11 protein-coding genes and 2 tRNA genes are annotated in these 14,417 nt (G+C 50.1%); all 13 read right to left on the minus strand.

Going from position 1 to position 14,417, the window contains the following annotated elements:
- Positions 1 to 49 precede the first annotated feature (49 nt).
- A tRNA-Glu gene (locus KNO71_RS16840) sits at positions 50 to 121 on the minus strand.
- A gap of 9 nt (positions 122 to 130) precedes the next feature.
- Positions 131 to 207 (minus strand) — tRNA-Met (locus KNO71_RS16845).
- Between the two features lie 142 nt (positions 208 to 349).
- Positions 350 to 2,962, minus strand: coding sequence for a YhgE/Pip domain-containing protein (locus KNO71_RS16850; protein WP_214689607.1), 2,613 nt, complete (start codon positions 2,960 to 2,962; stop codon positions 350 to 352).
- 201 nt (positions 2,963 to 3,163) lie between these two features.
- Positions 3,164 to 3,676, minus strand: a complete 513-nt coding sequence (locus KNO71_RS16855; RefSeq protein ID WP_012727724.1) for a S1 domain-containing RNA-binding protein — start codon at positions 3,674 to 3,676, stop codon at positions 3,164 to 3,166.
- Positions 3,677 to 3,750: 74 nt separating this feature from the next.
- Positions 3,751 to 4,125 carry an FtsB family cell division protein gene (locus tag KNO71_RS16860; protein WP_012727725.1) on the minus strand — a complete coding sequence of 125 codons (375 nt, stop codon included), beginning with the start codon at positions 4,123 to 4,125 and terminating at the stop codon, positions 3,751 to 3,753.
- A 42-nt stretch (positions 4,126 to 4,167) separates the two neighbouring features.
- The gene (locus KNO71_RS16865) at positions 4,168 to 4,440 is read right to left on the minus strand and encodes an RNA-binding S4 domain-containing protein (protein WP_012727726.1); all 273 of its coding nucleotides are present in this window, start codon (positions 4,438 to 4,440) and stop codon (positions 4,168 to 4,170) included.
- On the minus strand, positions 4,437 to 5,852 hold the full coding sequence (yabN, locus tag KNO71_RS16870; protein WP_078145929.1) for a bifunctional methyltransferase/pyrophosphohydrolase YabN: 1,416 nt from the start codon (positions 5,850 to 5,852) through the stop codon (positions 4,437 to 4,439). The genes KNO71_RS16865 and yabN overlap by 4 nt, the downstream gene beginning before the upstream one ends.
- A gap of 1 nt (position 5,853) precedes the next feature.
- Positions 5,854 to 7,401 carry a polysaccharide biosynthesis protein gene (locus tag KNO71_RS16875; protein WP_078145930.1) on the minus strand — a complete coding sequence of 516 codons (1,548 nt, stop codon included), beginning with the start codon at positions 7,399 to 7,401 and terminating at the stop codon, positions 5,854 to 5,856.
- Positions 7,385 to 10,912 (minus strand): transcription-repair coupling factor, encoded by a 3,528-nt coding sequence (gene mfd / locus KNO71_RS16880; protein WP_053001397.1) that lies wholly within the window; start codon positions 10,910 to 10,912, stop codon positions 7,385 to 7,387. Before mfd ends, KNO71_RS16875 begins: the two co-directional genes overlap by 17 nt.
- A 45-nt stretch (positions 10,913 to 10,957) precedes the next feature.
- Complete coding sequence (gene pth / locus KNO71_RS16885) at positions 10,958 to 11,515, minus strand: aminoacyl-tRNA hydrolase (protein ID WP_012727730.1); 558 nt, start codon at positions 11,513 to 11,515, stop codon at positions 10,958 to 10,960.
- A gap of 56 nt (positions 11,516 to 11,571) precedes the next feature.
- Entirely contained in the window at positions 11,572 to 12,528 is a 957-nt protein-coding gene (locus KNO71_RS16890; RefSeq protein ID WP_012727731.1) for a ribose-phosphate diphosphokinase, read from the minus strand.
- A gap of 45 nt (positions 12,529 to 12,573) precedes the next feature.
- Complete coding sequence (glmU, locus tag KNO71_RS16895) at positions 12,574 to 13,929, minus strand: bifunctional UDP-N-acetylglucosamine diphosphorylase/glucosamine-1-phosphate N-acetyltransferase GlmU (protein WP_012727732.1); 1,356 nt, start codon at positions 13,927 to 13,929, stop codon at positions 12,574 to 12,576.
- 184 nt (positions 13,930 to 14,113) lie between these two features.
- A complete protein-coding gene (gene spoVG, locus KNO71_RS16900; protein ID WP_214689614.1) occupies positions 14,114 to 14,413 on the minus strand; it encodes a septation regulator SpoVG in 300 nt (99 codons plus the stop codon).
- Positions 14,414 to 14,417: the final 4 nt, after the last annotated feature.

The raw sequence follows: 14,417 nt of genomic DNA on the forward strand, positions 1-14,417 counted from the left end.
ACAAAAGAAGCCATCTCGATTGAGATGGCTTCTTTACGCTTAGGTTAAGTGACCCGTACGGGATTCGAACCCGTGTTACCGCCGTGAAAGGGCGGTGTCTTAACCGCTTGACCAACGGGCCTAAATAAAATGGTAGCGGCGGAGGGAGTCGAACCCACGACCTCACGGGTATGAACCGTACGCTCTAGCCAGCTGAGCTACACCGCCATGTTATTGTTGTGTCCTAAGCACATTTTCTATAATAACCAGTCACCATTCGAGTGTCAATTCTTTTTTTATATTTTTTTAAGAAAAAAATCGTGTATAGTGTCGTCTTCCCCACTATACACGATTTTGTATCGTATTTACATCATGCTTCTGATGCGACTTGACGATATTTTTTCTTCCATGCGATCCGGAAGTACGCCCATAGTAATGCAAAACATCCGGCAGCCACAAACACTAAATAGGTTGTCGCCGTCTGCAAGTACTGCGCACCATCTGCCGATAGAATTTCTTTATATCCGGCAACCGTATACGTCATTGGAAGCAAGGCATTGAACGGTTGCAATGCTCTTGGAATCAATTCAAGCGGGAACGTCCCGGCTGACGTCGTCAATTGTAAAATCAACAAGACGATCGCCACGAAACGTCCAGGGTTTCCGAGTGTTGTCACGAGCAACTGTACGATAAAGAGGAACGTGATGCTCGTCAACCAGCTGAAACCGAAGAATTTTAATGGTTCGCTCACTTCAAGACCGAGCAGTTGCACCATCGCCACATCGAGAATCAAGGCTTGCAGGAATCCGACGACCATGAGGACACCAGATTTCGACAATACCCACGAAAGACTACGTTTCGGACGTCCTGCTGGATCGTATAACGGATAAACGATCGAGAGAAGGAGTGCTCCAACGAAAAGTCCGAGTGACATGAAGTATGGAGCGAATCCAGTACCGTAGTTAGGCACCTCGTGAATCGAGTTGTCGACGAGCGACACTGGACCGGCCATCATCTCGACGTTGTCATCCGTTAAACCGATGTCTGCGTCTTTCGCACCTTTCACTAAGGCGTCACGAAGTTCATCGCTACCTGATGCGAGCTCCTTCATGCCGTCAGCGAGTTCACCGCTACCGTCTGAAAGTTCTTCTCCACCATTCGCGAGCTGATTCGCGCCATCCGTCAGCTTGCTCGTTCCGGCTCCGGCACTCTTCGCGCCTTCGGCCAGTTCACGACTTCCTGACTGCAGCTTTTGACCACCATCCGCTAACTGATTCGCACCATTCACCAATTCATTTGTACCGGTGCTTGCGCTCTTCGCTCCATCCGCAAGCTTTTCGCTACCTTCAGACAACTGTCCGGTCGCGTCTACAAGCTTGTCACTTCCAGCGGCGAGTTCAGTTGTCCCATCTTGAAGTTGTGTCGCGCCTTGATTGAGCTTCGCACTCGCTGACACAAGTTCTTGGGAACGATCGGCCGCCGTTTGAGTACCTTGCTCGATTTGACTTGAACCACTTGCCAACGCGTTCGCACCTTCGGCTAATTTCGTTTGACCGGCACTCAAGTCAGAAAGTCCAGTCGACAGTTTGTTTGCACCTGTACCTGCCTGATCAAGACCTGCACCAAGTGCGACCTGTCCTTCTTTCACTTTTGCAGCACCAGCGGATAGTTGATCAAACCCGGCCGCCGTCTCTTGCTTCCCTTCGCTCAGTTGTGCAGCGATGGCTTGAAGCATTTCAGGTGATGCCGATTGACCCGACTCAGCGAGTGCTGTCAATTGTCCAATCAACTCATCTTGTTTCGCAGTCAATTCAGACTTCATTTGTCCGATCCCATTGACCACGTCTGTTTGACCCGCGACAAGTGCCGCGTTTCCTTCCTTCGCCTGAGTCAACGCTCCTGTGAGTTTTGTGGCACCATCCTGTAATGCAGATGCCCCCTCTTTTGAGCGCTCGATTCCGGCAGCAAGGTCTTGAACACCTTGGTTCAACGTCTTCGCACCTGTGTGTAGTTCATCTAGTTTCGATGCGAACGCCCCTGTTCCGTCAACGAGTTGGCTCGTCCCGCCTTGTAAGGCAGAAGCGCCCTCACTGACACGATGGACCCCGTCCGCAAGTGAGGCTGAGCCCTCGTACACTTGTTGACTGCCATCCGCGAGTGCAGATGAGCCATCAGCCAATTGCGAAACACCATCACGTAATTGACTTGCTCCATTCGCGAGCTCCCGTTGTTTCGAAGCGAGAAGCTTCGTCCCATCCGCGAGTTCAGATGAACCATCGGCCAACTGAGTCATCCCATCGTTTAATTGGCTTGCTCCATCCGCGAGCTCACGTTGTTTCGAAGCGAGAAGCTTCGTCCCGTCCGCCAACTTGACGGCACCGTCTTTTGCTGACGTTGAGCCGTCCGCAAGTGTCGCTGCACCATCTGCGGCTTCACCAAGTCCGTCTGCCACATCATTCAATCCGTCTTTCAACGCACTGACATACTGTTTCGAGACTTCGGTTGACAGTTCCGCTTTGACTTGTTCCATCGCGGAACCACCGATTTGTGCGGCTAAGAAGTTATACGATTCATTTGCGATATACTTCAGTTCGAGTTGCTCCGGATGTTCATCTAAAGCAGTCGTCGCTTTTTCTGAAAAGTCTTTTGGAATCTCGATCGCCATGTAGTAGTCATGGTCTTTCAGTCCAGATTCCGCTTCTTTCTTCGTCGTTTCGACGAACTTGAACGCCTCCGAATCCAGCAGCTTATCAATGAGGTCATCTCCAATCGCAAGCGACTCTCCTTCAAACGTTGCCCCTTTGTCTTCATTGACGATGGCGACCGGCAAATCTTTCATCTGTCCATACGGATCCCAAAAAGCCCATAGGAACATCCCTGCGTACATTAACGGTACGAGTGCGACTGCGAGAATCGGAACCAACACACGTGGGTTCTTGAAGATACTTCGCCACTCCGCCATCCACAGTTTCCATCCATTCATTTTTCTCTCCACCTTCACTTATAAAACATAACTATTTTTTCATGTTCCCTATTTTGCTCCCTTCCTCGAAAAAAAGCAACTCTTTTAGCTATTTTTTATAAATTTTTAAACAGAAAAAAAGCCATGAACGAAAATGTTCATGGCTCGTCTCATTACAAGACCTCTATGGTTACGAGTAGAAGCTAATTGGTATACGAAGGATTACCCGCGCTTGGCTCCGCGTCCACCGCGTTTTGAGTCTGTTTGACGTTTCAACGTCGAAAGACGCTCGTCGCTATCTTTCAAGAACTTACTCATCAATGTATCGAATGTTTCTGGTTCACGACGTTGTTCACGACGACCGCCACCACGTGGGCCGCCACCGCGTGGACCGCCGCCACCGCGTGGACCACCTTGACCTGGGCCACCTGGACGTGGGCCACGAGAGAAACGCTCACCAGCTGGACGCTCAGGACGCTCAGGACGTTCGCTTACAGGACGGTCGACTGCTTTCTTGATGGACAACCCAATTTTCCCATCATTTTCGACGTTCAACACTTTTACCGTGACTTCTTGACCGACTGTCAACACTTCGTTAATGTCTTTGACGTAAGAGTCTGCCACTTCACTGATGTGTACTAATCCTGTCTTGCCATTTGGGAGCTCGACGAACGCTCCGAAATGCGTAATCCCTGTAACCTTACCTTGTACCTTGCTTCCTACTTCAATTGACATAAAATAATGTACTCCTTTTTTGATTGATTCTTTCTAATTATACGAGTCGTTTCCCTAACGGTCAACGAACCGACTTATTCCTCTGGCGAGAAGTAGAAAATAATCTCTCCATCTTTAGAGAAAAGCAGTTCGTTTCGTGCTAAGTTCGCGATATAATCCTCATCCTGTAACCGTTCCACTTGCTCTTTCAACTCATCCTGTTCGGCCTGCTGTTCACGCAACTCCACTTTTGCTTGTGCGTAGGCTTGTTGCTGGTCCGATACGTACCCTACTTTCGAGAAGTAGCTCTGTCCAATCAACACCATGACAAATAAAAACAGGAGAGAGGCTGCTGCCAAACGACGTCGAAGATGAACTCGTCGGCGATGTGTATCTTTTTCTAACTGTTCTCTACGCTCATCTAGCGCTCGAATGCGTCGTTGTCGATCCATCGGATTACGTCCGTTCATCGCCTCATCCCCCTCCTCTTAATACATTAAGTATACTTTTTTTTATGAGTTGATACTACCGTCCATCTTCTCTTCTTTAAGTAAACGATACATTTCTTTCGCATCTTCTTTACGTGCATGTTCTGCGATTGAATCGATGACGACCGTGACGAGTTTATTTCCGAAGCGAATTTGTAACTCATCTCCGACTTTGACTTCTGTGCTCGCCTTCGCGACTTGCCCATTCAGTTGAATTCGTCCTTGGTCCGCCACTTCTTTTGCCAAAGTGCGACGCTTGATTAGACGTGACACTTTTAAAAACTTATCTAGTCTCATAAACCTTTCTCCTTTGCCTCGTTCCAAAGCGCATCCATCTGTTCGAGTGTCATCTGGTGAAGGTCACCGTTCGCTTCCACATACTCGAATCGACGTTTGAACTTTCGGTTCGTCTGTTCTAATGCTTGCTCGGCATTCAGCCCAACGTATCGCGCAATGTTCACGATGGAGAACAATACGTCTCCAAGTTCCGATTCATCACTTAGGTCTTCATGCCATTCTTTTAACTCTTCTTCCAGTTTTTCGAAGGCACCGGATACGTCATCCCACTCAAATCCGACGTGAGCCGCTTTCTTTTGAAGTTGCTCCGCTCGCATCAATGAAGGTTGGTCGACGAGAACACCATCGAGTTGCGATTGTTTCTTTTCCCCTTTTTCCGTCTGTTTAATCGCATTCCAGTTTTTCACCACGTCAGAGGCATCTTCGACGGTGACATCGCCAAAGACGTGTGGATGGCGGCGCACCATCTTCTCACTGATGGAACCGATTACGTCACGAATATCGAAATAGCCCTCATCTTCTCCGATTTGAGCATGCAACATCACTTGGAGCAAGACGTCACCGAGTTCTTCGATGATGGCATCATCGTCTTCTGCATTGATCGCTTCAATCAACTCATACGCCTCTTCTAATAGATACTTGCGAAGTGACGCATGCGTCTGTTTACGATCCCACGGGCACCCGTCTGGTCCTCGAAGCGTTGCGATGATTTGTTTGAGTGTCGCAAAATCCTTCGCCAAATACGATTCATCCTCGAGCGGCGGAACGTAGAGCGTCGTCAAGTTATTCACTTCCGCCATCCGGTCCATTTCGAATAACGGAATGTGCTCAATCCGTTCTTGCGTCGTACCGGCAGCCGTCACAAGGGTGACGGGATGGTCGTCCGGATACCGTTCCATCAATTGCACTTTGACGTCACCCGCCACGAATCCATCGTACACTTGCCCGATAAGCACATGTTGGGTCACCTGCAAACGTTCAAGGTCGAGTGCGGTCGCATCGAGCAGTTGAAATCCATTGATTGGGTCGATCCGGAGCGCCTGGAACATGGCATCGAGGAAACTTTGACCACCGAGTACATGAAGGTCGGCACCGCGTTCCACCAATAGTTCGACGGTCCGTTCCGCTACGAACGGATGGCCCGGTACGGCGTATGTGATCGCCATTTCTTCACTTTTACTCAATAACGTCTCGACAATCTGGTCGTATACTTCTTCAAACGTATCACTCGATTCATAGACCGAATCAAATGATTCGAACACGAGTCCTTCCGCTTCTAACTCTTGAACGACAGGGTGTTCTTTTGTGCGCAACCAGACGAGCGGTTGCTGCTTTAAATGGCGGTACACACCGAGCGGCAATTGATTCAACTCACCAGACCCGAGTCCGACCACCGTGATTGTATAACCCATATTAGTTCTCCTTTTTCTCGAGCACGTCGAGCAGACGACTTCCGAACGGGATCAGTTCCCATTCCGCAAGTGACAGCATTCGCGTACTCCATAATCTCCATACATAGAGGAAGGCACCGCTACACACCATTCCGATTAACCAACCGAACGCAGTGATTCGCGAGTCGACCCACATCTGACCTAGCCAGTTTAACACGGCAATGAGGATCAACATGGGTACGAGGGCTTTCCATAGCGACTTATAGTGTTTCGATCGAAATGATCCGAGCGGAATCGAGCGGTCAAGCGCCCGGAAATTATAGAACGCCATCGCTAAAAATCCAATGGATGTTCCGATTGCCGCGCCTTCAATTCCGTAACTCGGTACGAGCCATGCGTTTACCGCACTTTTCACTAACATTGCGACAACCATGCTGCGTGCCGCGACCCACTCTCGGTCAATCGCCTGCAAACATGTCATGCTCGCAATCGCCAAGGAGGCAGCGAACGTGCTCGTTGCTAAGAAGACAAGGGCTCGTGTCCCAGATTCATCTTCAAACAGGGCCACATTTAAGAAAAACATGACACCCATCAATCCGATAGTCGCTGCACCAGCAATCGCCGTCGTCACACGAATCATCGACCGGAGTCCCTGCGTCGTCTTTTGGAGATGCCCTGCCCGATAGTGACGGACGAGCGTCGGCACGTTGGCCATCCCGATGGTCGTGGTGAACAAAATGGCGAATTGCACGAGCGGATATCCTCGATCGAATACTCCTTTGCTCACCTTCGCCTCATATGTGCCACCCATCAAATTGACGATGGTGAAGGAGTCGACCAGTTGCATCCATAAAATCCCGAGTGATGCGAATCCGACCGCGAAACCCGTCGTCAACAAGAGTTTCATTCCTCTCCGAAACGTGACGCGGCGCACCCTCACAATCCGCACTCCTCGTGCGCGATAAACTAAAAAGGCAATCGCTACAAGCCCACCGATGAGCGTCGCACCATACGCATATTGACTGAGCGTATATGCATCTTTTCCGAGACGGACCCCAATCCATAATAGGGACAGCATGACCGTCACGCGGACAAAGTTCTCGAGCACTTGCGACCATGCGCTCGGTCGTAAGTCATCTCTCGATTGAAAAGCCCCGCGCAACACGGCTGACGCCGGCATGAGTAAATAACTCAAACTGATCACGCGAAGTGCAGGAGCTAGCTGCTCATCTCCAAGCCATTTCGCTAGGGTCGGGGCAAACAGCCATACCGTGACGACAAGCATGGACGAGAGTAGAAGTAAGGCGTAAAAGCTTCCCCATAAGACTTCTAACTTACGATTCGTCCCTTTCGCACCGACGCCGATTTTCGCAATGACGACCGGCATCGCATAAATGCCGAGTGACGCCACGATGGCCGCGAACGGATAGACGGTTTGATAGGCATAAAGTCCGAAGTCCCCCGCCAAGTTTTGATAGGGGACACGATAGGCGAAGCTGATCAGTTTCGATACGTAGCCGGCAAGGGCGAACAGAACGACGCCTTGCGCAAACTTACTTGGCGACCGCATCGCCCACCAACCGCTTCATCAGTTCTTCTAATACAGTATCGGCATCATTCAAGAGCTCTGTTAGCGGCATCCGACCGCTGAGTGACAGTTTCAAGGCGCCGTCTTCTTGCCCTACGCCAAGCTTGCGACCAAGAGGCATCGACCACTCCATGAAGGACGGGACATCCAGAGCCGTCGTCGATTCTTTCGATAAGACAATCTCGATGCGTCCTGGCGTCTGCTTGATTCGACTCACTTTTGCCAGTTCTCCATAAATACGTAGACGTGTCAATTGAATGAGCAGCGCGACCGGTTCTGGGAATTCACCAAACCGTTCAATCAGTTCATCTTGAAGGGCGAACAACGCGCTCGGCGTATCTACATATTTGAAGCGTTTGTACATCTCAATCTTCAATTCGCTATCTGACAAGTAATCATCAGGAATATACGCATCGGCCTGGAACGTGATCTCCGGTTTGAAGACGACTTGTTTCGCTTGTCCACGCATGCGGTCTTTCCGTTCCTCAATGGCTTCAGAGAGCATTTGTGAGTACAGATCGAAACCGACCGAATCGATGAATCCAGACTGTTGTGCACCGAGTAAGTTCCCGGCCCCACGAATCGACAAGTCGCGCATCGCAATCTTAAAACCACTGCCGAGCTCTGTGAACTCTTTGATGGCCTGAAGACGACTTTCTGCCACTTCCGTCAAGCGCTTGTCTTTCCGATACGTAAAGTACGCATAGGCGATGCGATTCGAACGTCCGACACGACCTCGGAGTTGGTAGAGCTGGGACAGTCCCATTTTGTCGGCATCGTGGACGATGAGGGTGTTGACGTTTGGAATGTCGATTCCCGTCTCGATGATTGTCGTTGAGACTAAAATATCCGCCTCGCCCTCTAGGAAGCTGATCAATTGGCTCTCGAGCTCACTTTCAGTCATACGTCCATGGGCCGTAGCAATTCGTGCATCGGGCAATAAGGCCCGAATCTCTTCCGCTTTTCGTTCGATCCCTTCGACGCGGTTATAGAGGAAGAACGCCTGTCCTCCGCGAGCGAGTTCACGTTCGAGCGCTTCACGCAAGACGATGCCGTCGTATTCCATGACGTATGTTTGGACAGGATAACGATTCTCTGGCGGTGTCTCTAATACGGACAAATCACGGATTCCGATCATCGACATATGCAATGTCCGTGGAATCGGAGTCGCCGTCAGCGTCAGGACATCGATGTTCGTCTTCAGCTGCTTCAGACGCTCTTTATGTTTGACGCCGAACCGTTGTTCTTCATCGATGATGACGAGACCGAGGTTGGCGAACGTCACGTCTTTTGACAACACGCGGTGTGTCCCGACGACGATGTCGATGGTACCTTCTTTCAACCCTTTCTTCGTCGCGGTCATCTCGCTCTTCGAACGGAAACGACTCATGACCGATACGTTGATCGGGAATTCGCTGAACCGCTCGAGCATCGTTTCATAATGCTGTTGGGCGAGGACGGTCGTCGGGACAAGAAAGGCCACTTGTTTACCGGCGAGTACGGCTTTGAACGCCGCCCGAATTGCCACTTCCGTTTTCCCGTATCCGACATCTCCACACAAAAGGCGATCCATCGGACGGGAGCGTTCCATATCCGCCTTGATTTCTGCAATCGAACGGACCTGGTCTTCTGTCTCGGCGTACGGGAAAGAGGATTCGAACTGACCCATTTCTTCATCGTCCGGAGGGAACGCGAAACCGACCGAGGCCTCTCGTGCCGCGTACAATTTAATGAGCTCATCAGCAATGTCTTCAACCGATTTGGCAACTTTCGATTTTACTTTCTTCCACTCGGTGCCGCCGAGTTTATAAATCTTTGGCTCTTTTCCTTCGGCACCGACATATTTTTGGACGAGATCGATTTGATCGACCGGCACGTAGAGGGCGTCGTCCCCTGCATAGACGAGGTGCAGGTAATCCTGATGGATCCCACCGACCTCGATTGTTTTAATGCCAAGGTACTTCCCGATTCCGTGGTGCACATGGACGACATAATCATTCGGCTTCAGCTCTTGGTAACTCTTGATTCGTTCGGCATTCGTCAAATTCTTCGTCTGACGTTTTCGTTTCGTCACACGCTTGAATAACTCTTCTTCCGATACGACAACGAGACGGCTCGTCGACAGTTCGAATCCACCTTCGATTTGACCGATGATGACCGAGACACGTCTCGGTTCTAACTCTCCATCGACATTGGTGAAAGTCGAGGCGATTCCATAGTCGGAAAGAAGCGCTTCGATTTTATCTGCACGCGACTTATCTCCCGCAAGTACGACGATGCGTTGATCACCTTGCTGCCATCGCTCGACTTCCTGTTTCAATAGATGCATCTGACCATGGAACGCCGGTAGCGGACGACAGCTCAAATGGACCGTATCGCTCTCCGGAATACCTGAACGACGAGACGGAAGCAAGGAGAACGCCACTTGCTTCAAGTCGCGGAAGACTTTATGCATCGGGACGGCGAGCGTGTAATTACTGACGGCTTCTCCTTTTTCGATGAGTGAAGAGAACCATTCCGCCTCTTCGCGGTCCTGTACGTCGGCAGCGTCATCGATTCGTGCCACCTCATCTAAAATGAGGACGGCGTCTTTCCCAACGTAGTCAAGGAGCGTGGACGTATAGAGCAATGGCGAATACTTCCCAACTTTCTCCGGGAGGTCTCCACGCTCAAGCCGCTCGATGTCTGTCACGACTCCCTCTTCAAGGGCTTGACGGATGACTTCATTTCCAATCAATTCGACGGTTCGGTCGTACTGTTTCCGAAGCGCACCGCCCGCCTGCTTCAGCTGATTCTCCGTTGCGATGAACTCGGTCGCAGGCGTAATGCACACTTCCCCCACTACACCAAGCGAGCGTTGCGTTTCCGCGTCAAACGTGAAAATGGAGTCAATCTCGGTGTCGAACAAATCGATTCGATATGGGCGCGCTTCCGTAAGAGGATAAACGTCTAGAATACTCCCTCGTACGGAAAATTCACCAGGTGTGGTCACCGTTGCCGTTCGTTCGTAGCCCATGCCCGTCAATTGTTTCGCAAAATCCGCTAAATCGAGGTCACTTCCCGGCTTCAACATAACGCGACTATCTTGCCACGCTTCCGGACTCGGTACATAGCGTCGTAATCCACCAAGCGGCACGACAACAACGCCTCCTGTTTGGTCGAGGAGACGAGTACGGGCATCGATTCGGGCAGCTAGCAGTTCCGGACTAGACGTCAGTGACAGTTCACCTGCTAGCGTCTCATCGATTGGATATAAGAGCGTTTTGTCCGGACCGATGAGTGATTCAAGTTGATCGAACATCTTTTGGGCTTGATACATGTTATGCGTCACGACGACGAGACGTCTCGATGACGATTTCACGAGTCCCGCCAAGACGAGGGCTTTCGCGCTTGTCGTCAATCCCGTCACCAATTGACGGTCCACTTTTTGGAGTCGCTCTCGAATCACATTCGTTTCAGGGAGCGCCACCATAAATCTCTCTAAAGCATTCATTTGTTTTCCTCCAACTCATACGACAAAAAAGGGTGCAATGACCCTTTAGTTGTATCGATTCATCAGCGCCAGCCAATCTGTGTCCACAAAATCAGTGGCTGCAGTTACGGCGTTATCGAGTGTTTCATTTAATTCCGGCAACTCGTCTTTGCGATAGTTCATCAACACCCAGTCGACGACTTTAATCGGGTGCGGGGGACGACCGATTCCGAGCTTTAATCGTTTGAATTCAGCCGTTCCTAAGTGTTGAATGAGAGATTTGATCCCATTATGACCACCCGCGCTCCCTTTCGGACGGAAACGAAGCTTGCCGGGCACCATATCCAAATCGTCATAAATGACTAATAAATCATCAATCTCAATCTTATAATAATCTAAAATGGGACGAACGGCTTCACCCGACAAGTTCATATACGTGAGTGGTTTGACGAGTACTACGCGTTCACCATTGATTCTTCCCGTTCCCATAAGGGCATTAAACTTCGCTTCATTCAGCGAGATGCCATGCTTTTCGGCGAGACGGTCAATCGCTAAAAACCCGACATTGTGTCGCGTCATCTCAAACTTTTTCCCGGGATTCCCAAGACCGACGATGCATTTCATATCATTTCCTCCTGAACAAAAAAGCCCAAAGGCGAATGCCTCCGGGCCTCGTTTTTTTAATCGAATAGGGTACTGACCGATTTATGCTCGTGTACGCGCATAATCGCTTCCCCAAGCAAATGGGCGACCGACATTTGCTTGATCTTGCTCGAGCAAGGGCGACCCGTCAAATCGATGGTATTTAAGACGACCAACTCTTTGATTGATGAATTGTCGATCCGCTCCATCGCTGGTCCAGAAAGAACTGGGTGTGTACAAGACGCATACACTTCTTTCGCACCCGCTTCGACGATAGCATCTGCCGCAAGTGTGATCGTTCCAGCTGTATCGATAATGTCGTCAATCAAAATCGCCGTTTTCCCTTCGACACTGCCGACGATATTCATGACTTCAGCGACGTTCGCTTTCGGACGACGCTTGTCAATGATAGCAATCGGCGCTTTCAAACGTTCTGCCAATTTACGTGCACGTGTCACGCCACCGTGGTCTGGAGAAACGACCACGATATCTTTCGCTTGAAACTCTTCTGTTTCAAAGTAAGTCGAGATGAGCGGTACACCAAGTAATTGGTCAACCGGAATATTGAAGAATCCTTGAATTTGCGCTGCATGCAAATCCATCGTGATGACGCGTGTCGCACCCGCTACTGTAAGAAGGTCAGCGACAAGTTTTGCCGTGATCGGTTCACGCGAGCGTGCTTTACGGTCTTGACGTGCGTATCCATAATACGGCATCACGATGTTGATCGTACGGACAGAAGCACGTTTGAGTGCATCGATCATGACAAGCAATTCCATGAGCGTTTCGTTTACAGGCGAGCTTGTTGATTGGATGACATACACATCATCTCCACGAACACTTTCCTCGATGTTGATATAGAGTTCACCGTCGCTGAAACGTTTGACTTGGCAATCGCTGAGCGGGACACCAATTTCTTTCGCGATTTCTTCAGCAAGCGGGCGGTTCGAGTTTAAGCTAAATAGACGAATTTCTCGTTCGTATACAGTAGACATGTTTAGGATTCTCCTCCGTTGTTTTCCATAATGATTGGCAGCAAGTTATCGTTTTGTGTAGCCTTCTTTATTCGTTTGGCGTTCGCGTGCAATCGCTAGCGCCTCTTCTGGTACATCACTCGTAATCGTCGATCCAGCAGCGACAATCGCGCCTTTCCCGACTTTTACAGGGGCAATCAAGTTGACGTTACAGCCAACGAATGCATCGTCTTCCACGACTGTCTCGAACTTGTTCTTACCGTCATAGTTCACTGTGATCGAGCCACAGCCTAAGTTGACGCGCTCACCGATTGACGCATCCCCGATATAGCTCAAGTGTGACGCTTTCGCACCGTCACCGAACGTCGATTTTTTAATCTCTACAAAGTTGCCGACGCGCGTGTTCGCACCGAGGACAGCTTGTTGACGTAAGTGAGCGAACGGTCCGACTTGAGCCGCCTCACCGATTCGGCTATCAGTCACGACAGACTGGCGTACGACGGCATGGTCTTCAATCACACTGTTGCGGATGTCCGAGTTTGGTCCGATGACACATTCTGAGCCAATCGTCGTCTTGCCAAGAATGACCGTTCCCGGATAAATGACCGTATCCGATCCGATGACCACGTCTGGTGAAATGTACGTCGATGCCGGGTCCATGAAGGTAACCCCTTCACGCATGAGACGCTCATTTGTCCGCTTGCGCATGATGGCTTCTGCTTGCGACAAGGCGACGCGGTCATTGACCCCGATCGTCTCATCAAACGTCGGTGCTGTATGCGCCGCAACCACTTCGCCCGCTTCTTTTGCGATTGAAATGACGTCAGGTAAGTAATATTCGCCCTGTGCATTGTTGTTCCCGACTTGTTTGAGTGCATCGAACAACAATTCGTTATCGAATACGTACGTCCCTGTGTTGATTTCATTGATGGCGAGCTCTGCCTCTGAAGCATCTTTATGTTCCACGACTTTCGTCACATTCCCATCTTCACCACGAACGACTCGACCATATCCGGTCGCATCGTCAGCAATCGCAGTCAACACCGTGACTTTTGCTTGTTGCGCTTCGTGATGCGCGAGAAGGGCTTCTAACGTTTCTGCCGTGAGTAACGGTGTATCTCCACAGACGACAAGCGTCGCCCCTGATTTACCCGCAAGCTCTGCTTCAGCCATCTGAACAGCGTGCCCTGTTCCAAGCTGTTCTTCCTGGACCGCATACTCTACCCGTGTGCCGAGCGTGTCTTGTACCGCTTCCGCCCCATGGCCAACGATTACGATTTGACGACTGACACCGATTTGGTCTAACTGATCGACAACATGCTCGACCATTGGTTTCCCTAGAACTGGATGAAGTACTTTATATAACTTCGACTTCATTCGCGTCCCTTTTCCTGCTGCCAAAATGACTGCAAAACGCTCCATGCTTGATTCGCTCCTATCTCACAACAGCTGTGATTGGTCTGTATAGTTCGGCTTTTCTGCAACTAAATCCTATTTACACCGTTTCTACTATATCGAAACCATGCCTTCGTTTCAATAGTTGTACCGTTCCTTAACCATTGAAACGCAAAAAAACAGCGGCAGGCAACCTAACCGCTGTTTTCTGTCATTCATGTGTACCGTATGACAAATGTTGTGGGTCAAGGATTTCCACATCCATATTGGAATAGGTTTCCAATACAGCGGCTTCGACCTTTTGTCGCATCTCCCCGTTAATCGGATGCGCAATATCCCGAAAAATCCCTTCTGGTGTCCGTTTGCTCGGCATGGCGACAAATAGACCGCTACTTCCTTCGATGATTCGAAGGTCATGTACAACGAATTCATGGTCAAGTGTGATTGAGGCCAACGCTTTCATTCTGCCTTCTGTCGCGACTTTGCGAATTTTTACGTCTGTGATCTGCATGTTT

The organism is Exiguobacterium sp. s163, from assembly GCF_018617135.1.
Classification (GTDB): domain Bacteria; phylum Bacillota; class Bacilli; order Exiguobacteriales; family Exiguobacteriaceae; genus Exiguobacterium; species Exiguobacterium profundum.

What these genes read in the sequence shown, in the direction of transcription:
- KNO71_RS16850 (WP_214689607.1), bottom strand. Translation starts at nt 2,962, where the DNA reads ATGAATGGATGGAAACTGTGGATGGCGGAGTGGCGAAGTATCTTCAAG.
- KNO71_RS16855 (WP_012727724.1), bottom strand. Translation starts at nt 3,676, where the DNA reads ATGTCAATTGAAGTAGGAAGCAAGGTACAAGGTAAGGTTACAGGGATT.
- KNO71_RS16860 (WP_012727725.1), bottom strand. Translation starts at nt 4,125, where the DNA reads ATGAACGGACGTAATCCGATGGATCGACAACGACGCATTCGAGCGCTA.
- KNO71_RS16865 (WP_012727726.1), bottom strand. Translation starts at nt 4,440, where the DNA reads ATGAGACTAGATAAGTTTTTAAAAGTGTCACGTCTAATCAAGCGTCGC.
- yabN (WP_078145929.1), bottom strand. Translation starts at nt 5,852, where the DNA reads ATGGGTTATACAATCACGGTGGTCGGACTCGGGTCTGGTGAGTTGAAT.
- KNO71_RS16875 (WP_078145930.1), bottom strand. Translation starts at nt 7,401, where the DNA reads ATGCGGTCGCCAAGTAAGTTTGCGCAAGGCGTCGTTCTGTTCGCCCTT.
- mfd (WP_053001397.1), bottom strand. Translation starts at nt 10,912, where the DNA reads ATGAATGCTTTAGAGAGATTTATGGTGGCGCTCCCTGAAACGAATGTG.
- pth (WP_012727730.1), bottom strand. Translation starts at nt 11,515, where the DNA reads ATGAAATGCATCGTCGGTCTTGGGAATCCCGGGAAAAAGTTTGAGATG.
- KNO71_RS16890 (WP_012727731.1), bottom strand. Translation starts at nt 12,528, where the DNA reads ATGTCTACTGTATACGAACGAGAAATTCGTCTATTTAGCTTAAACTCG.
- glmU (WP_012727732.1), bottom strand. Translation starts at nt 13,929, where the DNA reads ATGGAGCGTTTTGCAGTCATTTTGGCAGCAGGAAAAGGGACGCGAATG.
- spoVG (WP_214689614.1), bottom strand. Translation starts at nt 14,413, where the DNA reads ATGCAGATCACAGACGTAAAAATTCGCAAAGTCGCGACAGAAGGCAGA.